Source organism: Cobetia sp. BMC6 (assembly GCF_029991385.1).
In the GTDB taxonomy this organism is placed as follows: Bacteria; Pseudomonadota; Gammaproteobacteria; order Pseudomonadales; family Halomonadaceae; genus Cobetia.
The window spans coordinates 748,162-769,713 of sequence record NZ_JAKUMF010000001.1 but is presented as its reverse complement, the minus strand read 5'-3'; the positions used below and the strand labels follow the sequence as shown (position 1 = coordinate 769,713).

General features: G+C 59.0%; 21 protein-coding genes and 3 tRNA genes. 5 read left to right on the top strand and 19 right to left on the bottom strand.

The genetic code is table 11. From position 1 onward, the window contains the following. Nucleotides 1–61 precede the first annotated feature (61 nt). From MKZ40_RS03320 to MKZ40_RS03265, 12 genes are all read right to left on the bottom strand, one after another. Nucleotides 62–1,348: a uracil-xanthine permease family protein gene (locus MKZ40_RS03320; protein ID WP_175089381.1), complete on the bottom strand. Its 1,287-nt coding sequence runs from the start codon at nt 1,346–1,348 to the stop codon at nt 62–64. A 121-nt stretch (nt 1,349–1,469) separates the two neighbouring features. Then, nucleotides 1,470–2,099, bottom strand: a complete 630-nt coding sequence (gene upp / locus MKZ40_RS03315) for a uracil phosphoribosyltransferase (protein WP_043335602.1) — start codon at nt 2,097–2,099, stop codon at nt 1,470–1,472. A 196-nt stretch (nt 2,100–2,295) separates the two neighbouring features. Continuing rightward, complete coding sequence (locus tag MKZ40_RS03310) at nt 2,296–2,937, bottom strand: sulfotransferase family 2 domain-containing protein (protein WP_175089379.1); 642 nt, start codon at nt 2,935–2,937, stop codon at nt 2,296–2,298. 164 nt (nt 2,938–3,101) lie between these two features. Then, nucleotides 3,102–4,295 carry a glycosyltransferase family 4 protein gene (locus MKZ40_RS03305; RefSeq protein ID WP_175089377.1) on the bottom strand — a complete coding sequence of 398 codons (1,194 nt, stop codon included), beginning with the start codon at nt 4,293–4,295 and terminating at the stop codon, nt 3,102–3,104. Between the two features lie 92 nt (nt 4,296–4,387). Beyond that, nucleotides 4,388–4,996, bottom strand: coding sequence for a sulfotransferase family 2 domain-containing protein (locus MKZ40_RS03300; RefSeq protein ID WP_175089375.1), 609 nt, complete (start codon nt 4,994–4,996; stop codon nt 4,388–4,390). Nucleotides 4,997–5,123: 127 nt separating this feature from the next. Further along, the gene (locus tag MKZ40_RS03295; RefSeq protein WP_175089373.1) at nt 5,124–5,999 is read right to left on the bottom strand and encodes a polysaccharide pyruvyl transferase family protein; all 876 of its coding nucleotides are present in this window, start codon (nt 5,997–5,999) and stop codon (nt 5,124–5,126) included. After that, nucleotides 5,983–6,666, bottom strand: coding sequence for a glycosyltransferase family 25 protein (locus MKZ40_RS03290; RefSeq protein WP_175089371.1), 684 nt, complete (start codon nt 6,664–6,666; stop codon nt 5,983–5,985). Before MKZ40_RS03290 ends, MKZ40_RS03295 begins: the two co-directional genes overlap by 17 nt. A 39-nt stretch (nt 6,667–6,705) precedes the next feature. Next, nucleotides 6,706–7,404, bottom strand: coding sequence for a uracil-DNA glycosylase (gene ung / locus MKZ40_RS03285; protein ID WP_217485849.1), 699 nt, complete (start codon nt 7,402–7,404; stop codon nt 6,706–6,708). A 1-nt stretch (nt 7,405) separates the two neighbouring features. Further along, nucleotides 7,406–7,903, bottom strand: coding sequence for a xanthine phosphoribosyltransferase (gene gpt / locus MKZ40_RS03280; protein ID WP_175089368.1), 498 nt, complete (start codon nt 7,901–7,903; stop codon nt 7,406–7,408). Between the two features lie 171 nt (nt 7,904–8,074). Then, a complete protein-coding gene (locus MKZ40_RS03275; RefSeq protein WP_175089366.1) occupies nt 8,075–8,620 on the bottom strand; it encodes an adenine phosphoribosyltransferase in 546 nt (181 codons plus the stop codon). Continuing rightward, nucleotides 8,620–9,921, bottom strand: a complete 1,302-nt coding sequence (locus tag MKZ40_RS03270; RefSeq protein ID WP_175089365.1) for an NCS2 family permease — start codon at nt 9,919–9,921, stop codon at nt 8,620–8,622. The genes MKZ40_RS03275 and MKZ40_RS03270 overlap by 1 nt, the downstream gene beginning before the upstream one ends. Nucleotides 9,922–10,221: 300 nt before the next feature. After that, the gene (locus MKZ40_RS03265) at nt 10,222–10,833 is read right to left on the bottom strand and encodes a riboflavin synthase (RefSeq protein ID WP_054557313.1); all 612 of its coding nucleotides are present in this window, start codon (nt 10,831–10,833) and stop codon (nt 10,222–10,224) included. 673 nt (nt 10,834–11,506) lie between these two features. On the opposite strand from MKZ40_RS03265, the gene MKZ40_RS03260 reads away from it, so the two are divergent. From MKZ40_RS03260 to MKZ40_RS03240, 5 genes are all read left to right on the top strand, one after another. Beyond that, a complete protein-coding gene (locus MKZ40_RS03260) occupies nt 11,507–12,550 on the top strand; it encodes a methionine ABC transporter ATP-binding protein (protein ID WP_175089364.1) in 1,044 nt (347 codons plus the stop codon). Then, a complete protein-coding gene (locus MKZ40_RS03255; RefSeq protein WP_175089362.1) occupies nt 12,531–13,184 on the top strand; it encodes a methionine ABC transporter permease in 654 nt (217 codons plus the stop codon). The genes MKZ40_RS03260 and MKZ40_RS03255 overlap by 20 nt, the downstream gene beginning before the upstream one ends. Nucleotides 13,185–13,344: 160 nt before the next feature. Then, a complete protein-coding gene (locus tag MKZ40_RS03250; RefSeq protein ID WP_175089560.1) occupies nt 13,345–14,163 on the top strand; it encodes a MetQ/NlpA family ABC transporter substrate-binding protein in 819 nt (272 codons plus the stop codon). A gap of 201 nt (nt 14,164–14,364) precedes the next feature. After that, nucleotides 14,365–14,853, top strand: a complete 489-nt coding sequence (locus MKZ40_RS03245) for a GAF domain-containing protein (RefSeq protein WP_175089360.1) — start codon at nt 14,365–14,367, stop codon at nt 14,851–14,853. A 163-nt stretch (nt 14,854–15,016) separates the two neighbouring features. Beyond that, entirely contained in the window at nt 15,017–16,054 is a 1,038-nt protein-coding gene (locus tag MKZ40_RS03240) for an alpha/beta hydrolase (protein WP_175089358.1), read from the top strand. An 84-nt stretch (nt 16,055–16,138) separates the two neighbouring features. Here MKZ40_RS03240 and MKZ40_RS03235 read toward each other — a convergent pair. The 7 genes from MKZ40_RS03235 to glpT all read right to left on the bottom strand — a co-directional run bounded on the left by MKZ40_RS03235 (nt 16,139) and on the right by glpT (nt 21,372). Next, nucleotides 16,139–16,215, bottom strand: a tRNA-Val gene (locus MKZ40_RS03235). A gap of 50 nt (nt 16,216–16,265) precedes the next feature. Continuing rightward, nucleotides 16,266–16,342, bottom strand: a tRNA-Val gene (locus tag MKZ40_RS03230). A gap of 37 nt (nt 16,343–16,379) precedes the next feature. Continuing rightward, nucleotides 16,380–16,456: transfer RNA gene (locus tag MKZ40_RS03225), tRNA-Val, on the bottom strand. 327 nt (nt 16,457–16,783) lie between these two features. Then, on the bottom strand, nt 16,784–17,506 hold the full coding sequence (locus MKZ40_RS03220) for an MIP/aquaporin family protein (protein WP_175089357.1): 723 nt from the start codon (nt 17,504–17,506) through the stop codon (nt 16,784–16,786). 215 nt (nt 17,507–17,721) lie between these two features. Beyond that, a complete protein-coding gene (locus MKZ40_RS03215) occupies nt 17,722–18,444 on the bottom strand; it encodes an MIP/aquaporin family protein (protein WP_175089355.1) in 723 nt (240 codons plus the stop codon). Between the two features lie 2 nt (nt 18,445–18,446). Next, on the bottom strand, nt 18,447–19,940 hold the full coding sequence (glpK, locus tag MKZ40_RS03210; RefSeq protein WP_175089354.1) for a glycerol kinase GlpK: 1,494 nt from the start codon (nt 19,938–19,940) through the stop codon (nt 18,447–18,449). Nucleotides 19,941–20,028: 88 nt separating this feature from the next. Further along, complete coding sequence (glpT, locus tag MKZ40_RS03205; protein WP_175089352.1) at nt 20,029–21,372, bottom strand: glycerol-3-phosphate transporter; 1,344 nt, start codon at nt 21,370–21,372, stop codon at nt 20,029–20,031. Between the last annotated feature and the right edge of the window lie 180 nt (nt 21,373–21,552).

Sequence of the window (21,552 nt, the reverse complement as noted above, 5' to 3'; positions counted from 1 at the left end):
TTGCATTTATCTGAACCGTCATTCGCGGAAATGTTCCCTGCGACCACTCATCAGATGGTAATCATTCTCCCTCTTTCGCCGGCGGCAGAATCAGGTTGAGCACGATGCCCAGAATGGCGGCCAGGCTCACGCCCTGCAGCGTGAACTGGCCACCACCGACCTGCATGCCACCGATCCCGAACACCAGGATCAAGGAGGCGATCACCAGATTGCGCGGTGCGGTCAGCGAATCTCCCGCGCGCACCAGCGTGTTCATGCCGACCACCGCGATCGAGCCGAACAGCAGGCACATGATGCCGCCCATCACCGGCGTGGGAATCGTCTGCAGCACGGCGCCGACCTTGCCGATGAAGGCCAGCGAGATCGCGACACAGGCCGCGACCGTCATCACACGTGGGTTGAAGTTGCGAGTCAGCATCACCGCGCCGGTCACTTCGGAATAGGTGGTATTTGGCGGACCGCCGAACAATGACGCCGCCGACGTCGCCAGACCGTCACCGAGCAGCGTGCGATGCAGCCCCGGCTTCTTCAGGTAGTCACGCCGTGTCACCGAGCCGATCGCCACCATGTCGCCGATGTGCTCGACGGCAGGCGCGATGGCGACGGGAATCATGAACAGGATGGCGGAGAATTCGAAGGTCGGCGCAGTGAAGCTTGGCAGTGCCAGCCACGCAGCCGCATGCACCGGCGAGAGATCGATCACTCCCATCAGCAGCCCCAGCACATATCCCGTCAGGATACCGCCGAGGATCGGCACCAGACGCAACATGCCACGTCCGAAGATCGACAGCACCAGCGTCACGCCAAGACTGGCCAATGACAATGTCAGCGCCTGGGCATGCGAGATGTTGTCGCTGAACTCGCCGGTGGCCATCTGCACCGCCGTCGGTGCCAGCGCCAGACCGATGACCATGATCACCGGCCCGACCACGACAGCCGGCAGCAGGCGATGCACGATGCCGACACCCTTGAGACGAATGCATTGCGCCAGCAGCACATAGACCAGCCCCGCGACGAACAAACCGCCCATGGTGGCAGGAATGCCGAAGTTGGCGACCGAGCTCTGGATGGGCGCAATGAAGGCAAACGATGAGGCGAGGAAGACCGGCACGCTGGCCTTGGTCACGCACTGGAAGACCAGGGTGCCGACACCGGCCGTGAACAGGGCGACGTTGGGATCAAGCCCGGTCAGCAGCGGGACCAGCACCAGCGCACCAAAGGCGACGAACAGCATCTGCGCGCCGGTGACGAGAGTCGTCAGCGAGAACCCTTCCTGTTCCGGCAAGGGCACATGGGCAGACGACGCATGGGGAGAGGAGGTATCAGAGGACGGTGATGAAGACGACATGGCAGCACTTCTTTTCACGGGCGGAGGAGTCAACCGCCTGATCCTGACTGCTCAGACAGGTCAGACAGATACAAAAACGCCCCACGCAGATGCGCAGGGCGTTGTCATCTCTGGCGGGCGCTCAGCGCGTGCCGAAGATCTTGTCGCCGGCATCGCCGAGACCCGGCACGATGTAACCGTTCTCGTCGAGACGGTCATCGACGGAGGCGGTGTAGATCTCGATATCCGGGTAGGACTCCTGCACCTTGGCGATCCCCTCAGGTGCCGCGACCAGGACGATGACCTTGATCTGCTGGCAGCCCTTGGCCTTGAGCATGTCCAGCGTGGCGATCATGGAGCCGCCGGTTGCCAGCATCGGGTCGATCACGATGGCCAGACGCTCGTCGAGATCTGACACGAACTTCTCGAAATACGGCACCGGCTCCAGCGTCTCTTCATCACGGTACAGACCCACGACGCTGATGCGTGCCGGGGGAATCAGGTCCGTCACGCCATCCAGCATGCCCAGGCCGGCGCGCAGGATCGGGACGATGGTCACTTTCTTGCCCTTGATGGTCTGGACATCCAGCTCGTTGCCGCTCCAGGCATCAATGGTGGTAGTTTCCAGCTCCAGGTCCTGGGTTGCCTCATAGGTCAACAGCTTGGCGACCTCACTGGCCAGCTCACGGAAGCTCTTGGTGCTGATGCCTGCTGCACGCATCAGGCCGAGCTTGTGCTGGACCAGTGGATGATTGATGGCATGGACGCTCATGGAAATACCTCTTGGGACAGAAGATGGTGCAAACGATACGCAGCACTACCCCCGCCGGCTCGGACGATAGCAGCGGGAAGGCTGGTAAATTGAGCGCATTCTAGCGGAAGCAGGCTTACAAGTTAAGGCTCTCGCCTTCAGGTGACAGTGGAGGAAGCGCCGCAAATGGACTGGCGCCCTCCCGCCTGCCACTCATTCAAGGTGTGTAACCGAAGTTGACGAAATCCTGTGCATAGAGAATGGCCAGCTTCTCGCGGGTTGCCGCAGTCATGCCGCCCCCCGCCTCGACACTCCCCTTGTTGCGATGCGCAATCTCACCACTGATGCCCAGCTTGTTGGCAACCTGCTGGAAGTCCTTGTCCAGGGTTTCGAAATGCCCCAGAAAATCCACCATCAAGGTCTCGTTTCCATCCATGACAAAAGAGGACTGCGAGAGAAACAGGAGATGACTACGAAAAGCGCCTTGCCACAAGCCACGTGCGACAAAATCATCAAAATCTGAATACTCTGCCATCTCCTTAGCAATGGCGAGATCCTGCTTGCCTTGATTGCCGCCACTCAATATATAGCGATACGCTGACAGGGCACGATCGTAGGGATTTCTGACAAAGGTGAATTTGTAATAACGGGCGAATTTTCTGGAACTGGCCTTCTTGTAAACCTGCCAGGAGACATGATCACGCCCTTTTTCCTTCGTCTTCCCCAGGGCGGCCAGGACTGATGTGCCGGCAGCCTTGGGAATATGAATGAAGATGCACTTGTTACGCGTAAAGTGTTTGCGATAAGGAAAGTCATTGCTTCGCCACATCATATCAACCCTGTTCTTGTGGATCGTCACCAGCCACTGATGACCGCCCCCCAATGTACGAAAAATCCATTGTGGCTTCAGCTTACCGGAATAAAGTGCAAGGAAACTTCAGTACACTCGTCAAAGGGCAATGAAGAGGCAAGACAGGCCGGCCATGAAGGTGGCTGACCTGTGACCAATATCGGCAGCAATGGTTACCCAGCCACCACTTCAGCAATGAAGTCGCCGATACCCTGACAGTATTTCTGCTGACAGAAATCTTGCGCAATGATCACGCGCGCAGCCGCGCCCATCTCTCTACGCTGATGCGGACTTGTTGCCCATTGCTTCAGCACCTGAGCGATTTCGCTCGGCTCGAGCACCTTTGCGACCACGATGGCGTCTTGCTCCGGACTATAGACTCTGTCCGGTCCGACAATGAATTCCTCGCCATAGATAGCCAGCGATTCGCGGGGCCTGCTTGGCGACAGAATTTCGCCATTGCCCCCTGGGGAGATCTGCTCCGGCAAGCCATCCACATTGCCGACGATGGCGGGCACACCATGCGCCAGCGCTTCCTGCACCACATTACCGAAGGGTTCACGCCAGGAAGGACATACGAAGGCATCGAGAGAGGAATAGAAGTCACTCATGTCATTCAACAGACCACAGAAGCGGACACTCTCCTCCAGCCCCCATTTCACCACCAGTGACTTCAAGGCGTCTTCCAGTATCCCCTCGCCAGCGATCCAAAGCTCTGCATGGGGGACACTCGCCTTGAGCTCTCGCAATGCCTCGATGGCGATCACCGGTGCCTTGAGCCCGGTCAAACGACCTGCAAACCCGAACCTGAACCGCTCGTCCGGATGGTCGGAGGTCACCTGCGGCAGTACGATGGAATTGCGCACCACCCGACACGGCAAGGACTCACTGATGCCAAGCGACAACTGCAACATGCGACTGGCCGCAAAGGAGTTGCAGATGATCCCATCGAGGCGTGAGAGATAGTCCGTGATATCAGAGGCGGGCTCCACGAACCAGGCAGAGCCATGCTCATAATGGATGAGGCTGATGTGATCGGGGAAATGCAGCGGATGGTTACGCAGCTTGTTCCACACCACGATTGCCTGCACCTCTTCGTCATCAAGCATGCGAGCCTGGCAGGTATCGCGGAGCCAAGGCAGCTGCCGAGGAAGCTTGATGCCGCAATAACGCTTTATATCATGCACCCGACCTGCAAAGTCCGCATATTCGGGCTTCAGCATCGGATGAATTTCAGGCGTCTGCAGCAGCACATGATGATCTCGCTCGCGTGCGGCCATGCGAAAGAAGTTGGTGAAGGTCCGCTCAGCTCCACCCAGATTCTTGAGGCTGATGAGATGCCCCGCACGAGGCCCTTGCAATACCATGGACACAGGTACTTTACTCATATTAAGATCAAAATATATTATCCTGCAATGAATAGCATCGGCAGATCCATCATCGACGGTGTTGGTTCTGGCTACTCGTAATTGAAATTATCAAAGTCTCTTGAATAATAATTACGAATTACATTGACAGTACCCTCATCACACTTTATTGAACGGCTTGTCAGCCATCGCTTGTTGTGCGCTCGACCTTGTTTAATGCCGAGATGAATGAGAACATGACTTAAATTTTCCTCAAAATTCTCAAATCTACCCACATAGTCCATTATCACTCTGTCATTATCATCAACAATGAAATGTGACTGAGGAATAAAAAGCGGATGAGATTTGAATTTTTCTTCAGTTAAGCCATTCAAGACGAACGCATCGAAAGTTGGATATTGTCGCAGCTCTTCAGATAGCGCTTTGTGACTCTGACTATGGTCACCAGAATGCCTTAAATACTGATAAGCCGAAAATAATCTATCCAGTGGGTGACGAACGAAAGCAAACTTGAAATATTGATTAAAACGAGAGGGATCTATTTTCTGATAAAACCGGTAATCGTGATAATCCCTCTTCTTAACGTACTCATCCCCCAGAGCTAAAAAGATAGATTCACTCCCTACCCTTGGCACTCCGACAAAGATACACTTATTCTTATTGAAACACCTTCGAAATTCACCATCTGCTTTATTGCGCATTCCCCCTCCTGATATCCGAGAAGATCATTCTCGCCTACGAAAAAGGAGGAATATTGCATAGAGCATGCAAGTACATACACATTACATTTCTAGCCAGAACAGTAAAATATGATTGATCAATGCAAGTTTATATTTGTTGCAAGGCTTCCTCAAACCTCTTGACTATATCCGACTGCAAGCTGTAGATGACATTAGGATCGATTTTATCCGCGCACCTGTTGATATCGGCACTATTTATCTCATTGAAAGAACAAAAACTCAGGTCAAAGCTACGGCCAACAGAGGAGAAATAATCATAAAATTTGAACTTACCTCCAGAATGGAGAGGACCATCATAAAACCAGCAATTCGGGACTCCATAGGCATCCGCTATGATCAAGCCATGTAGACTCTGACTTACAATGATTTCGCAGGATTTTATCTGAGTAATAATAGATTCCAGATCATCCGTGCGGAAATCTATTATTATACTATTACCTACACGAGCACACACTTTTCCCCACTCTGGACTACCGATAGTGGAGATATGAGGAATAAATCCCACTTTATAAGTCTTGTCTGGATCTGTGTCATAAATTAAAGGGAGCATGAGCCCTGGATCACCGACAGGGTATTCTTTTTCTCCCAATGAAGTGAGCACCTGCTGAGTCATATACCCACGTACAGAATGAATAACAACAGATTTGCCAAATGTCCTGCCCATTGGTTTCAATCGCTTGAATAAAGAGGCATGTTTGACATATGGAGAAATAAGCCCAGACCCTACAACATGAATCTTCCTATTTCGTGAAGAAATCGCTTTATTGTTGACGAGCTTATTTAAAATACTGCCAACAGAGATCAAATCTGCCTCATCGACATTCGAGATGGAATGAGCGACATGAAACTTTCTATCCAAAATGATAGATGTGATTTCATCACCAAAATTACATCCGCCATTCGCCGATCGCCACCAGTATGCTTTCAATTGACCATCTCCTGAAACATTAAAGCCATCGTCCACATAAGGTTCTCCACATATCCCTACGCAGCGCTACTTCCTGCTTTCTTGAATTGAGATTCCAATACTCATCATCTTTGTAGCTGCCCCCCCCTTTCGTTTCAATTCGATAATCAGCGATATCACTTTTGACATCCGATTCTGGAAGCTGATCGCAAAAAAGAGGGTAAACAGCATAAGCCTTATATTCAGTCGCGTAGAAACTATCTACCGCTTTTTTTGAATAAGGCTTATCAACTATCTTCTTCATACCTTTACGAGACAGCATATAGGCATGCCCTCCCGTCAGCTTGGCTCTAACCACGCCCGCAAAAGGAATCAACCACATCCTTCCCAGCATGCCACCAAGGTAAAAAATTTCCGGGTTACGTATTTTCAAGAAACAATTGATACGTGCTATTACACTTTCAGCCGGCAAGGCAAGAGTAGCATCATCTTCAAGGATCAAGACTCGTTGATAACCTCTTTCCATGGCAATTGCTGCGCAGGCACGATGTGACTCGTAACATCCACGCTCAGGATTATCCACATCACGCTCGGCAAGATAAAACTCAATATCCAAGCCTAGCGGTAAAAACTCTTTCTGTAGATGTTCCCGGCGGTCTTCCCGCTCTTTGAGGCTGATACAAAATACCCCATCCACCTCGAGTGTTTGTTGACTCTTGTTCATCCTTGGCGGCATTCCCTAGAAGCTTGTCACAATCAGATATTATAACTGCCAGTCGATCGGCTTTTCCCCACGCGCTTCCAGCCAGGCGTTGGCTTGAGAGAAGTGGCGAGAGCCGAAGAAACCTCGGTGCGCTGCGAGGGGGGATGGGTGTGGCGCGTGGAGCACCAGGTGCTTCTGGGTGTCCACAGCGCGGGCCTTCTTCTGGGCATGACTGCCCCAGAGCAGGAAGACGACACCCTGGCAGTGCTGGTTGATCACGTCGATGGCGCGGTCGGTGAATTGCTCCCACCCCTGCTTCTGATGCGAGGCGGCCTTGCCCTGCTCGACGGTCAGCACGCTGTTGAGCAGCAAGACGCCCTGCTTCGCCCAGCTTTCCAGGAAGCCGTGATCGACGGGTTCGACGCCGATATCGGTGGCCAGTTCCTTGTAGATGTTCTTCAGCGAAGGCGGCGGGCGCACACCGGGGCGCACCGAGAAGCACAGTCCGTGCGCCTGGCCCGGGCCGTGGTACGGGTCCTGCCCGAGGATCACGACCTTGACGTTGGAGAGCGGCGTCAGCCAGAAGGCACGGAACCAGTCATCGGAGTGCGGATAGATGACCTTGCCGGCATCTTTCTCGGCGCGAAGAAAGCTGCGCAGACGCTGCATGTAGTCGGCCTGAAACTCAGGGCCAAGATGCGCCTGCCAATCGGCAGGCAGCACCTCGGAGCGGCCACTTGCGGCAGTCTCCAACGGCATGTCAGCTATCGCTCTCTTGCTTCTTGAGCTGCTCGGCGATCGGCTCGACGTAGGCGATACCCATGTCCCACGGGAACTGGATCCAGCAGTTCTGCGGCACTTCGGTGATGAAGCCATCGACCAGCGGACGCCCTTCCGGCTTGGCATAGACGGTCACGAAGTGCGCCTTGGGCAGCATGTCACGCACCGCACGTGCGGTATTGCCGGTGTCGACCAGGTCATCGACCAGCAGCCAGCCGTCACCATCGTGATCAACGCCCTTGACCACTTCCAGGCCACCCTGCTCCATGTGGTCGTGATAGCTCTTGATGCACACGGTATCGATGTGGCGGATACCCAGCTCGCGGGCGATCAGGCCGGCCGGAATCAGACCACCGCGGGTGATGGCGATGATGCCCTTGTAATCGCGGCCGCTGAGGTCGTGACATAGCGCGCGCACATCACGGTGCAGCAGATCCCAGGAGACGATGAAGTGGTCGTGGTAGCGTTCGGAAGACATGTGGGTCACTCGCAATGACGAAACAGAAGGAAAGCATGGTGGCTGGCGCGCCACCGCACAAGGGGAAGATCCACTCAGCCACACCGCAGCGCGGACAAGGGCCTCGGATTCGCTGCCCGCAGCAACGACGATGGCCCTGCCAGAAGACAGGGCCATCGCGTCAAGCCGGCATTACTCGGATTCGGTGAAGCTGCACGCCGCGAAGACGCTGTGGCCTTCTTCACGAATGCGCGCGGAGCCGCCGATTTCCGGCAGGTCGATGATGGCTGCGGTCTCGACGACCACACCACCGGTGCGCTCGATCAGCTTGCAGGCCGCCAGCATGGTGCCGCCGGTGGCGATCAGGTCATCCATCACCAGGATGCGATCGCCTTCACGGAAGGCATCGGAGTGCAGCTCGACGGTGGACTCACCGTATTCCAGCGTGTAGGTCTCGCTGATGGTCTTGAACGGCAGCTTGCCCTTCTTGCGCACCGGCACGAAGCTGCAGCCCAGCTCATAGGCCAACGGTGCGCCGATGATGAAGCCACGTGCATCGATGGCGGCGATGGCGTCGATTTCCATCTCCTGATAGCGGTGCACGAAGGAGTCGATCAGCTTGCGGAATGCGGCGGAATTCTGCAGCACCGGCGTGATGTCACGGAAGTTGACGCCTTCCTGCGGCCAGTCCGGCACGGTGCGGATGACAGACTTGATGTAGTCGCTGTAGATGCTCATTAGAGGGCTCCGTCGAGGAACAGGTATTTGCAGGCGAACAGGATGGCGAGAATCACCAGCCCCGGGCTCAGATCACGATAACGGCCGGAGAACAGCTTGATCACGGCGTAGCTGATGAAGCCCAGCGCGATCCCGTTGGCAATCGAGTAGGTCAGCGGCATCACCAGGGTGGCAATCACCACCGGTGCCGCTTCAGTAATGTCGTTCCAGTCGATGCGTGCCAGGCCACCCGTCATCAGGCAGGCGACATACAGCAGCGCACCGGCAGTGGCGAAGGCCGGAATCGAGGTCGCCAGCGGCGACAGGAACAGGCTGACGAGGAACAGGCCAGCCACGACCACGGCCGTCAGGCCGGTACGTCCGCCGGCGGCCACGCCGGTGGCGGATTCGATGTAGCTGGTCACGTTCGAGGTGCCCATGACGGAGCCGACCATGGTGGCACTGGAGTCTGCCATCAAGGCCCGTCCCAGTCGCGGCAGGTGGCCACGCTCATTGGTCAGGCCAGCCTGCTGGGAGACGGCGATCAGCGTGCCCGAGGTATCGAACAGATCGACGAACAGGAAGGCGAAGATGATCGACACCATGCCCAGATTGAAGGCGCCGGCGATATCGAGCTCCGCCAGCGTCGGCAGCATGCTCGGCGGCATCGAGGCGAGGCCGTGGAAGTCATTGTTGCCGGTCAGGGTCGCCAGCAGCGTGACGAGCAGTATGCCGATCATCACCGCACCGATCACCTTGCGGTAGGACAGCGCGACGATCAGGAAGAACGAGAGCAATGCATACATGGCCGCCGGCGAGGACAGATCGCCCAGCGTGACCAGCGTGCCGGGGGCGTCGACGACGATGCCGCTGCCCTGCAGGGCGATGATCGCCATGAACAGGCCGATGCCCGCGGCGATGCCGGTCTTCAGCGAGGCGGGAATGGCATTGATGATCCACTCGCGAATCTTGAAGGCGGAGAGCAGGAAGAAGCTCACACCGGACAGGAAGACCGCGCCCAGCGCGACCTGCCAGGGCACGCCCATCTGACCGGCGACCGTATAGGTGAAGAAGGCCGTCAGCCCCATGCCCGGTGCCAGCGCAATCGGGTAATTGGCATAGAGGCCCATGACCAGACAACCGATGGCTGCCGCCAAGCAGGTCGCGACGAACACGGCGCCGTGATCCATGCCGGTGGAGGCCAGCATCGAGGGGGCCACGAAGATGATATAGGCCATCGCGAGGAAGGAGGTAAATCCTGCGATGACTTCGGTACGCACATTGGTACCGTGCTCGGAGAGCTTGAAAAGACGTTCCAGCATTGAGGTAGCCCCTATCCTTGAGCAGTGCCTGTCCGGCAAGGCGCAGTGGTCGATGATTGTCAGAATCAGCAGATCAAGACGAACTCGCTCGGACAGGTATGCCGCACAGGGCGTTGGATGACGCTTTCCCCCTGTTCAGCCTGCCTGAACCACGATGCCCCGCCGGCGGCAGGGCATCGAAAGGCGCAACATGGTACCCAAAGGTCTGCAGCGAATCGAGCATTCCCGGCATATTTCCTGACCAGTCAGACGAGTACTGGCGTCCTGCCAGTGAGGTGATCCGCTGCAGACCAGCAAGCCTCATGCCAGACGGGAGGCCATGACCCGCTCGACGGTCTCGACAATGGCCTGCGTCTGCGGGTCGACTTCAAGGTTGACCTGATCCCCGACGGCACGGACTCCCATCAGGGTGCGCTCGAGCGTCTCGGGAATCAGATTGACGCAGAAGCGCGTACCCTGCACCTCGCCGATCGTCAGGCTGACACCGTCAAGTCCCACATAGCCCTTGTCGAACAGAAAACGCATCAGCTCGGCCGGCGCCTGGAACCAGATGCGACGATTGTCGGCAGTGGCTTCGATGGCATCGATGGTCACCATCGCCATCACGTGCCCGGACATCGAGTGCCCACCGATCTCGTCGCCGAAGCGTGCCGCTCGCTCCACGTTCACGACGCTGCCCACCTCGAGCTCGCCCAGATTGGTCAGACGCAGCGTCTCGCGCATCAGGTCAAAGCTGGCCAGTTGGCCCTCAAGCGCCGTCACGGTCAGACAGCAACCGTTATGGGCCACCGAGGCCCCCAGCTCCAGCCCCGCCTCCAGCCCCGCCGGCAACCGGACCTGATGCGTGCGAAAGTCAGTGCGCTCTTCAATGGCCACCACTTCCGCCATGCCTTGTACGATACCCGTGAACATGCGTGATCTTTCCTTGCACTGCTGCTTCTTGCTGTCGAGAAGCCGTGAATAAGGGACGGCATGCAGCAGCGAGATGACCGGCATGCCCAGCCGAAATCCTAGCATGGTGGACTTGCCGTCGACATGCTGGCGTTGTCGACCGTTGGGCTGCGCGGCGTTGCCGCCCTCGCCACCCGCCGCGGGCACGTGCAGCTGCCACCGCGAACGCAGAGCAGCGATAGCAGGCCGAAACTCATACCCGACTGACCGTCAAGACAGGAAAGCCATTGATAGCAGTTGAAACCCTCGCCACGACCAGATGCTTGTAAGAAATGGCTTACAGAGCGTATCGCCAAATTACCATATCGAACGCCAGTTCGAATAAACGCCCGGCGCAAGACCAAAGTCGTTGACACCCCCAAGGTGACTGATAGAATGCGCCTCAAATCTGTTTGGCGCCGATTTGTACCCGGATTGCGGGCGCCCACCACGAGAGCTGGTCTCACGGGGTGCAAGTTCTGCTAAAAGGGTGTGTCCAGCGTTGATGGCCACCCGTCTTGGGTGGTCTTTTTTCTCCCCACTGGATCACTCCCCTCTATCGCTGTCTGCCATGTGCGCAGACGCCGGCAGGACGCTCTGTCTTCTACAGACCTTCGCCCGCAATCCGGATGGTGCCTTAACCACTCGGACTCCCATGATCACACTCAAGAACGTCTCCAAGACTTACGGCAGTGGTGACAAGGCCGTGGTCGCGCTCAAGGATGCCAGCCTCACGGTTCCTCAGGGCGCCATTACCGGTGTCATCGGCCTGTCCGGTGCCGGCAAGTCGACCCTCATTCGCTGCGTCAACCTGCTCGAACGGCCCACCGCCGGTAGCGTCGTCGTCGATGGCCAGGAGCTGACCGAGCTCGACGAGTCCACCCTGCGCAGCGCTCGCCACCAGATCGGCATGATCTTCCAGCACTTCAATCTGCTCTCCTCACGCACGGTCTTCGCCAATGTGGCATTGCCGCTGGAGCTGGCTGGCATCTCGAAAGACGAGATCAGCAAGCGCGTCGAGCCATTGCTGGAGCTGACCGGTCTGAGCGACAAGGCCGGCCAGTACCCTGCCCAGCTGTCCGGCGGTCAGAAACAGCGCGTGGCCATCGCCCGTGCGCTGGCCAGCCGCCCCAAGGTACTGCTGTGCGACGAGGCCACCTCGGCCCTCGACCCGCAGACCACCGCCTCCATCCTTGAGCTGCTCAAGGACATCAACACCAAGCTGGGCCTGACGATTCTGCTGATCACCCACGAGATGGAAGTGGTCAAGAGCATCTGTGATCAGGTCGCCCTGATCAGCGGCGGCGAACTGGTGGAAGTGGCCTCGGTGGGTGATTTCTTCACCGCGCCGCAGACCCGCCTGGGCCGCGAGTTCCTCAATGACTTCCTGGAACTTGAGCCGCCGCGTGCGCTGGTCGATCGCCTCGAAGCCAGCGCAGGGCCTCACACCCATCCCGTGGTCCGTCTGGCCTTCAGTGGCGATGCCGTCTCCACGCCGCTGATCTCCCGCCTGGCGCGTGAATGCCAGGTGGATGTCAGCATCCTGCAGGCCAAGGTGGAATCCATTCAGGACCGCACCCTGGGCCTGATGATCGCCGAACTGATGGGCGACAGCCGCCAGACCCGGCAAGCCCTCGATTACCTCGAATCCCACGACCTGAAAGTGGAGGTGCTCGGTCATGTCACCCGCACTGCTTGAACTCGTTCTGTCCTCCACCCTCGAGACGCTTTACATGGTCGCGGTGGCAGGTCTGATCTCCGCAGCACTCGGCATTCCGCTGGGCGTGGCACTCTACACCTCACGCCCCGGCCAGATTCTCGCGCGCCCGGCCCTCAACAACGTGCTGAGCATCATCACCAACATCGGCCGCTCGGTGCCGTTCATCATCTTGATGGTGGCGATCATCCCGCTGACGCGCCTGATCGCGGGCAGCTCGATCGGCACCAACGCCGCCATCGTGCCGCTGACCATCGCCTCGATTCCCTTCGTCGCCCGCCTGATCGAAGGCGCGCTGAATGAAGTCGGCCCGGGGCTGGTCGAGGCCGCACAGGCCATGGGCGCCACGCCGATGCAGATCATTACCAAGGTGCTGTTGCCGGAAGCACGCGGCGGCATCATCAATGGCCTGACCATCACCGTGGTGACACTGATCAGCTATTCCGCCATGGCCGGCACCGTCGGTGGCGGCGGCCTGGGGGATCTTGGCATCCGCTACGGCTACAACCGTTTCGACCCGATGGTGATGCTGGTGACCGTGGTCATCCTCGTCGTCATGGTGCAGGGCTTCCAGAGCCTGGGCGATCATCTGGTGCGCAAGTCGAACCACAAGTAAGCATCGTTCCATGAGCGGTGACGAATCCACCAGTGACGTTCGATCTACAAATCACATGGCTTTCGGTATCGTGACGACTCATCACAAGGAGCCGTCACTCATAACATCCCGCGGACCCCACCGGTCACGTCGGATCACAAGGAGAACATCGATGCGCAACATGCTGAACACGCTTTCTTCCCCACTGCGCCTTGCCGGTGCTGCCACTCTGCTCGGCGCCACTCTGCTGGCAGGCTGCGGCAACGACGCGTCCGACGAGAACACCCTCAAGATGGGTACCGTCGCAGGCCCGGAAACCGAGGTGATGAAGGTCGCGGCCGAGATCGCCAAGGAAAAGTACGACCTGAACGTCGAGATCACCGAGTTCACTGACTACGTGTCTCCGAACGCCGCGCTGGCCGATGGCTCTCTGGACGCCAACGCCTACCAGCACCAGCCGTACATGGAATCCATGGTGCGTGAGCGTGGCTACGAATTCGCCAGCGCCGGCAAGACCTTCGTGTACCCGATCGGTGCCTACTCCGAGAAGTACGCAGACATCAGCGAACTGCCGGACGGCGCGACCATCGCCCTGCCGAACGATCCGTCCAACGAAGGCCGCTCCCTGATCCTGATGCACGACCTGGGCATGATCGAGCTGACCGACAAGGACAACCTCGAAGCGACCCCGATCGACGTCGCCAAGAACCCGCATGACTATCAGTTCAAGGAAATCGAGGCTGCCCAGCTGCCGCGCATCCTGCCGGACGTCGACCTGGCCTTCATCAACAACACCTTCGCTCAGCCGGCTGGCCTCGCGCCGGAAGACGCGCTGATCCGTGAAGGCGCCGAGTCCCCGTACGTCAACCTGATCGTCGTGCGTCAGGGCGATGAAGACAGCGAGAAGGTGCAGAAGCTGGTCAAGGCGTACCAGACGCCGGAAGTCGAAGCCAAGGCGGAAGAGCTGTTCAAGGGCGCGGCGGTGCCGGGCTGGAAGTGAGCCTCACCCCATGTCACTGACAGACACCTGAACGCGAAGCGCCGACCACTGGTCGGCGCTTTTGCATCTGATTGATGAACCACCCATCACGTTCAGATACCGATGCGGTGCAAGGGCGCGCGCAGGACGTGCTTGAAACAGCCGACCCGCGACCGCATTCCTGCGCCATATCGCAATCTTACCTACCCCACAGGAGCCCCAATGGCCACTCGCCCTGACTACTCACTGCTGGCCCGCCAGCTGGACGCCATCCTCGACACTCGCGACTGGCTGACCAACGCCTCCCAGACGGCCGCCTTCGTCAACATGACGGTGGAAGATCTCAACTGGGCAGGTTTCTATGTGCAACGTCAGCCGCAGGTCCTGCACCTGGGGCCGTTCCAGGGGCAGCCGGCCTGCCACCCGATTCCCTTCACCAAGGGCGTGTGTGGCGCCGCCGCCACCCAACGCACCACCCAGCGTGTCGCGGACGTACACGCCTTCCCGGGACATATTGCCTGTGACGCCGCTTCGCGTAGCGAGCTGGTGATGCCGGTGCTCATCGAGCAGAACGGCCAGCAAGTGCTGTGGGGTGTGCTGGATCTGGACAGCCCGAGCCCCGAGCGCTTCGACGAAGAGGATCAGGCCGGCATCGAGCGCCTGGTCGAGATCTTCATCGCCTCCAGCGACTTCGACAGCGTTCCTGCCTGACAAACTGAGCGCCCGCCTGACGGACAGCTTGAACGTCAGCATCACGCCCTGCCGCCCGCCACGCCACTCGCACGGCGGGCGGTTGCGTTGTGACCCGCCAGGCCTTGCACAGCCCTGCGCGAGGTGACAGGTTAAGAGCTCTTGCCCCTGACAGGAGCCAAACATGTCATCCCGGTCGCCATTTCATCCCTCATCGCTCTCTACTTCGCCCTCTACCTCGCCCTCCTCTCCGGATTCACCACCCCCGCACGCGGAGGCCTCGCTGCAGAATCACGACGATGCGCATGCCGGGCTTGAGCGGGTCATCAAGCATCTTGAGCGCATCAAGGCTTTCACGGCACGCACCGGCAACGACCTCGGCGCCAAGCGCACCCTGCTTGAAGCTTACTTTGCCGCCGATGCCAGCATTCTCGACACCGGCGTGACACCGCGTCTCGTGATGGTGCCGGGTGGCGAGGGAGAGCGTGTCTGTGAGGTATTGCCGGCACCCGATGACGCACCAGCCCGCCCGCGTCGCCTGCTGTATGTGCATGGTGGCAGCTGGATCGCAGGCTCACCTGCTGGTCATCGCCCTCTGGCCAGCCGTCTGGGGCGAACGGCACGCGCCGAGACCTACACGCTGGATTATCGCCTCGCGCCAGAGGCCGCCTTCCCGGCCGGCCTGCAGGACGTATTGGCCGCGTGGCGCTGGCTATGTGACGAATACCCGCAGGACCACCTGGTGCTGGCCGGTGACAGCGCGGGCGGCAACCTCACGCTGGCGGCCGTGAATGCACTCAAGAACGCAGGTGAGCGACTGCCGGATGCAGTGATCGCCTTCTCACCCGCCACGGACCTCAGCTGGGGCAGCGCCTCGCTGTCGCGCAAGGCCGAGGTGGACCCGATTCTCGACCCCAACCTGCTGCCCTTCGTGAGCATGGCCTATGTGCAGGATGGCACCGACATGAGCGACCCACGCATCTCGCCACTGGAAGGACATCTGTTCGAGCTGCCTCCGACGCTGATCCAGTGCGGCGAGGCGGAGATCCTGCTCGATGACAGCCGCCGCTACGCCGCTCAGGCCCAGGACTGCGATTCGCCCGTCACACTGAGTCTGTGGCCGGATATGCCACATGTGTTCGTCGGCTTCGCCCCGCTGCTGGGCGCTGCCAATGCCGCCCTCAAGGAAGCACGCGAATTCCTCGACGCCACGCTTGCCTGAGCGACCCGCGCCTGGCCCGCGTCAGAATTTCATGACACGCACACGAAAACGCCCGACTCGATGAGCCGGGCGTTTTCTGGAATCTGGTAGGACCAGGCGGATTTGAACCGCCGACCTCCACGATGTCAACGTGGCGCTCTAACCAACTGAGCTATGGTCCTGAAGTGTGGCAGATGACACAGGAGCACTTGAAACTTGCCGTGAAACGGCTTGGTAGGACCAGGCGGATTTGAACCGCCGACCTCCACGATGTCAACGTGGCGCTCTAACCAACTGAGCTATGGTCCTGAATCAAGTGGCGTGATGTTGCCATCAGTGCCGATGCTGGTAGGACCAGGCGGATTTGAACCGCCGACCTCCACGATGTCAACGTGGCGCTCTAACCAACTGAGCTATGGTCCTATGTCAGCATGCTGAAATGCGAAGCAGTGTGGTGCGAAGTGCTTTGCCCTGTCAGCGAGGACGTATTCTACGCAACTCCCGTTTTGATGCAACCCCCTGATGATAAAAAATTTTCTCGCCATTCCGCCTTGCCATGCCCGGGTAAAGAACGGACACGGACCAACCGCACGAGCGAGGCACGTGAACGAGACACGTCATCATGGCCAAGCCCTCAAACTGACAGACCTGATCTGTCCTGTCCGGCACTGCCAGCCACTCTCGCCGAATGGCACAAGGCTGGCTGGCAGCGCACGGACACGACAATGCCTGGCCGCAGCGCCTCGAATGCTAGAAGAAGACTCGACGCAGCGCAGCTGCCAACACGGCCCCCAGCAAGGGGCCGGCAATCGGCACCCAGGCATACTGCCAGCCCGAACTACCCTTGCCGGCAATCGGCAACACCCAATGCGCGATGCGCGGCGCCAGATCACGCGCCGGATTCATGGCGTTGCCGGTCGGCCCACCCAGTGACAGGCCGATCGCCCATACCAGCACACCGATCAGGTACGGCAGCGCCTGATCGGTGATCAGCGCGCTGTTGACCATGCTGCCGATGGCGAAGATGAGCACCACCGTCGCGATCGCTTCACTGATGACATTGGCCGTCTTGTGGGACACTGCCGGTTCAGTACAGAAGACCGCGCGCTTGCGCAGCGGGTCCCGAGTCACCTCCCAATGCGGATAATAGGCCGCCCATACCAGTACCGCCCCCATGAAGCAGCCGAGAAGCTCCGCCAGCATCATCCTGGCGACCTTGAGCTCATTGGTATGCACGCCCAGCAGGTATTTCGCGATCGTCACCGCCGGATTGAGATCGCCGCAGGGCGACCCTGTCGAGGTCGAGACCAGCACCCCGACCATCACGGCAAATCCCCAGCCGGCATTGATCATCAACCAGCTGGAACCCGCTCCCTTGGTGCCCCTGAGCATCGCATTGGCGACCACCCCACCTCCTAGCAGAATCATGAAGGTGGTGCCCAGAAACTCGCCCGTCATGACGTCAGTCCACATCTTGATGACCTCCGCCACTTGCCCCCGTCACTCGTCTACCGCCACCTCTCGCCCACACGATCGCGCCCCATGACGATGGAATGGTGCCATCGCCGGGGGATGGCAAGAAAAGGCGGAGACCCGAAATGACTTCGCCCCGTCGAGGGACGGGGCGAAGTCAGGCTACAGTGCCACAGGTGCAGGGAGCTGCTCCAGCAGATTGCGGCAAGGATTTGTTACAGCAGCAGATGCCACATGGAGGCGGCGATCAAGGCCCCCGCCAGGGGGCCGGCGATCGGCACCCAGGCGTAACCCCAGCCGGAGGCGCCCTTGCCGTGGATCGGCAACAAGGAGTGCGCGATACGTGGGCCCAGATCACGAGCCGGGTTGATGGCATAACCGGTCGCGCCACCCAGCGAGAGGCCGATGGCCCACACCAGCATGCCGACCAGATACGGCAGCAGACCAGCACTGATGGTGCCGGAGCCGACGATGGCGCCGATACCGAATATCAGCACCACGGTACCGATCACCTCGCTGAGCATGTTGCCCAGACGACACTCGACTGCCGGGTCCGTGCAGAACACCGCCCGCTTGAGGTCAGCATCACTGGTGCGTTTCCAGTGCGGCAGATAGGCCAGCCATACCATCACGGCACCGGCGAAACACCCGAGCATCTGCGCGATGATATGCCGCGCCACATCCATGAGGGTGGCATGCACCCCTAGCAGATACTTGGCAAGGGTCACCGCCGGATTGAGGTCTGCCTGGGGCGAGCCGGTCGAGACGGCCACGAACACGCCAATCATCACGGCGAAGCCCCAGCCGGTGGTGATCACGATCCAACCGGAGCCATTGCCCTTGGTGTCAGACAGCACCACATTGGCGACCACGCCACCGCCAAACAGGATAAGGAATAGACAGCCGAGAAACTCGCCTGTCATGACATCGGTCCACATGCTCAGTGGCCTCCGTCGCTTTTCACTCTTTCCACCGCTTCCAGCCAGCCGGCGTAGAGGCGTTCGCGCTGCTCTTCCGCCATTTCCGGCGCAAAGGTACGCTCGCAGTGCCACAGCTCGCTGATCTCATCCAGGCTGTCATACCAGCCGATATGCAGGCCCGCCAGATACGCGACGCCCAGCGCCGTGGTCTCCAGCACGCGCGGACGATCCACCTTCACGCCCAGCATGTCAGACAGGAACTGCATCACCCAGTTGTTGCTGACCATGCCGCCATCCACGCGCAGATTCGCACAGCTGATGGCCACGTCATCCAGCATGCACTCCTGCAGGTCACGCGTCTGATAGCACACTGACTGCAGGCCGGCCGCCACGATGTCGGTGATGCCGGTGCCACGGGTCAGCCCCAGGATCGCGCCACGCGCCTGCGGGTCCCAGTGCGGTGCCCCCAGGCCAGTGAAGGCCGGCACCATGTAGACGCCGTGGTCGGCCTTGGCCGCACGCGCCAGCGGTTCGGTCTCGGAGGCATCGGAAAACAGCTTCAAGCCATCACGCAGCCACTGCACGGTCGCGCCCGCCACGAAGATGCTGCCTTCCATGGCATAGGTCGGCTTGCCATTGAGGCGATAGCCCACCGTGGTCAGCAGACGATTGCGGGACAGCTCCATCTTCTCGCCGGTGTTCATGATCATGAAGCAGCCGGTGCCGTAGGTGCTCTTGCTCATGCCGGGCGTGAAGCAGGCCTGGCCGACCAGCGCCGCCTGTTGATCGCCGGCAACGCCGCGAATCGGCATCGCCGCACCGAACAGCTGCGGATCGGTAGTGCCGAAATCATCACTGGAGTCCAGCACTTCCGGCAGCAAGGATTGTGGGATACCGAACAGTTCCAGCAGCTCACTGTCCCAGCACTGATCGACGATGTTGAACAGGCAGGTACGCGAGGCGTTGGTGGCATCGGTGACGTGGCGCTTGCCAGCGGTCAGCTTCCAGATCAAGTAGCTGTCGACGGTGCCGAAGGCCAGCTCGCTTTTCTCGGCACGTGCGCGAACGCCTTCGACATTCTCGAGAATCCAGCGCAGCTTGGTCGCGGAGAAATACGGGTCGATCAGCAGGCCGGTCTTCTGCTGGATCATGTCTCCATGACCGGCATCGGAAAGCTCACGACAGTACTCGTGGGTGCGGCGGTCCTGCCAGACGATGGCATTGTAGACCGGCACACCGGTCTCGCGATCCCAGACGATCGTGGTCTCACGCTGGTTGGTGATCCCGATGGCCGCGACCTGCTCGGCGCCGATATTGGTATTGATCAGCGCCTGATGCACGGTGCGCTTCACCGATCCCCAGATATCATCGACGTGATGCTCGACCCAGCCGCTGTTCGGAAAGTGTTGAGCAAATTCTTCTTGTGCCAGTCCGGTCACCGCGCCTTCACGATCGAAGAGGATGGCGCGCGAGCTGGTGGTTCCCTGGTCAATGGACAGAATGTGGTTGGTCATCGTCAATATCTCCCGGTAGTCCGTTACAAGATGGCCCGCCCATGCAACGTGCGGCGGGCCATTTGAATGATGATGTTTCCGCTGGGAATCAGCTGGCGGTGCGTACCGACAAGCGAGCACTCTCGAATATCGTCAACGACAGCAGGACGACCGCCATCACGCACGAGCCAATCAACAACATGAAACCACCATCCCATCCATAGGCATCTACCGTATAGCCTACCAAGGCACTGGCAGCGACAGAGCCGCCCAGATAACCGAACAGGCCAGTGAAACCAGCCGCGGTCCCTGCCGCCTTCTTGGGCACCAGCTCAAGCGCCTGCAGACCGATCAGCATGACCGGGCCATAGATCAGGAAGCCGATGGCGACCAGACACATCATGTCGATTCCCGGATTACCGGCAGGATTCAACCAATAGACGGTGGTGAAGACGGCGACCAGCGCCATGAAACATACCCCTGTCGCGCCGCGGTTGCCCCGGAACAGCTTGTCGGATAACCAACCACACAACAACGTGCCGGGGATACCGGCCCACTCATACAGGAAATATGCCCAGGAGGACTTGTCGACGCTGAAGCTCTTGGCTTCCTGCAGGTAGGTCGGCGCCCAGTCGAGAACCCCGTAACGCAGCAGATATACGAAGACATTCGCCAGCGCGATGTACCAGAGCATGCGATTCTTGAGCACGTACTTGACCAGGATCTCCCGCGTGGAGAATTCCTGTTCGTGGCTTTCATCGTATCCCGCCGGGTAGTCATTCTTGTGCTTCTCGATAGGAGGCAAGCCACAGCTCTGCGGCGTGTCCCGCATGGTCAGCAGGGCGAAGATCGCCACGAAGACGGCCAGCGCGGCCGGCACATAGAACGCGGAATGCCAGTCGTTGAACCATGCCATGCCAAGAATGAACAACGGACCGACAAGACCACCGCCGACGTTATGGGCCACGTTCCACACCGAGACGATCTGGCCACGCTCACTCTGTGACCACCAGTGCACCATGGTGCGACCGCAGGGCGGCCATCCCATCCCCTGCACCCACCCATTGAGGAACAGCAGCACGAACATGATGCCGATACTGGAGGTTGCCCAGTCAGTGAAACCGAACAGGAACATGATGCCGGCGGACATCAGAAGACCAGCAGGAAGGAAGTAACGCGGGTTGGAGCGGTCAGAGACAGCCCCCATCACGAACTTGGAGATACCATAGGCGATCGACACGCCGGCAAAGGCCAGACCAAGATCACCACGGGAATAGCCCTGCTCCACCAGGGAAGGCATGGCCAGAGAGAAGTTCTTGCGTACCAGATAGTAGCCGGCATAGCCTAGAAAGATACCGAGAAATATCTGCCATCTCAGTCGCTTATAGGTGTCGTCTACCTTGGCGTCATGAAGCGGTGTGGCGTGCACCGCGGATTTGAATAAACCGTACATTCTGCTGCTCGCTCCTGATTTTACGACACCGACCTCTACACGGGCATAGCCACGCCTTGACAGACGCGCTTGGTGTTCGAATGCGAAAGTACAGGCTTCACATCAGTGTCACAATGCGAAAAGCACCGATATTCGCTAGACCTTTGTCTACATGATCTTGACAACCCTTTCTATTCAGTA

Coding starts and splice junctions, on each gene's coding strand:
- MKZ40_RS03320 (WP_175089381.1), bottom strand. CDS start 1,348: ATGTCGTCTTCATCACCGTCCTCTGATACCTCCTCTCCCCATGCGTCG.
- upp (WP_043335602.1), bottom strand. CDS start 2,099: ATGAGCGTCCATGCCATCAATCATCCACTGGTCCAGCACAAGCTCGGC.
- MKZ40_RS03305 (WP_175089377.1), bottom strand. CDS start 4,295: ATGGTATTGCAAGGGCCTCGTGCGGGGCATCTCATCAGCCTCAAGAAT.
- MKZ40_RS03300 (WP_175089375.1), bottom strand. CDS start 4,996: ATGCGCAATAAAGCAGATGGTGAATTTCGAAGGTGTTTCAATAAGAAT.
- MKZ40_RS03290 (WP_175089371.1), bottom strand. CDS start 6,666: ATGAACAAGAGTCAACAAACACTCGAGGTGGATGGGGTATTTTGTATC.
- ung (WP_217485849.1), bottom strand. CDS start 7,404: ATGCCGTTGGAGACTGCCGCAAGTGGCCGCTCCGAGGTGCTGCCTGCC.
- gpt (WP_175089368.1), bottom strand. CDS start 7,903: ATGTCTTCCGAACGCTACCACGACCACTTCATCGTCTCCTGGGATCTG.
- MKZ40_RS03275 (WP_175089366.1), bottom strand. CDS start 8,620: ATGAGCATCTACAGCGACTACATCAAGTCTGTCATCCGCACCGTGCCG.
- MKZ40_RS03270 (WP_175089365.1), bottom strand. CDS start 9,921: ATGCTGGAACGTCTTTTCAAGCTCTCCGAGCACGGTACCAATGTGCGT.
- MKZ40_RS03265 (WP_054557313.1), bottom strand. CDS start 10,833: ATGTTCACGGGTATCGTACAAGGCATGGCGGAAGTGGTGGCCATTGAA.
- MKZ40_RS03260 (WP_175089364.1), top strand. CDS start 11,507: ATGATCACACTCAAGAACGTCTCCAAGACTTACGGCAGTGGTGACAAG.
- MKZ40_RS03255 (WP_175089362.1), top strand. CDS start 12,531: ATGTCACCCGCACTGCTTGAACTCGTTCTGTCCTCCACCCTCGAGACG.
- MKZ40_RS03250 (WP_175089560.1), top strand. CDS start 13,345: ATGCTGAACACGCTTTCTTCCCCACTGCGCCTTGCCGGTGCTGCCACT.
- MKZ40_RS03245 (WP_175089360.1), top strand. CDS start 14,365: ATGGCCACTCGCCCTGACTACTCACTGCTGGCCCGCCAGCTGGACGCC.
- MKZ40_RS03240 (WP_175089358.1), top strand. CDS start 15,017: ATGTCATCCCGGTCGCCATTTCATCCCTCATCGCTCTCTACTTCGCCC.
- MKZ40_RS03220 (WP_175089357.1), bottom strand. CDS start 17,506: ATGTGGACTGACGTCATGACGGGCGAGTTTCTGGGCACCACCTTCATG.
- MKZ40_RS03215 (WP_175089355.1), bottom strand. CDS start 18,444: ATGTGGACCGATGTCATGACAGGCGAGTTTCTCGGCTGTCTATTCCTT.
- glpK (WP_175089354.1), bottom strand. CDS start 19,940: ATGACCAACCACATTCTGTCCATTGACCAGGGAACCACCAGCTCGCGC.
- glpT (WP_175089352.1), bottom strand. CDS start 21,372: ATGTACGGTTTATTCAAATCCGCGGTGCACGCCACACCGCTTCATGAC.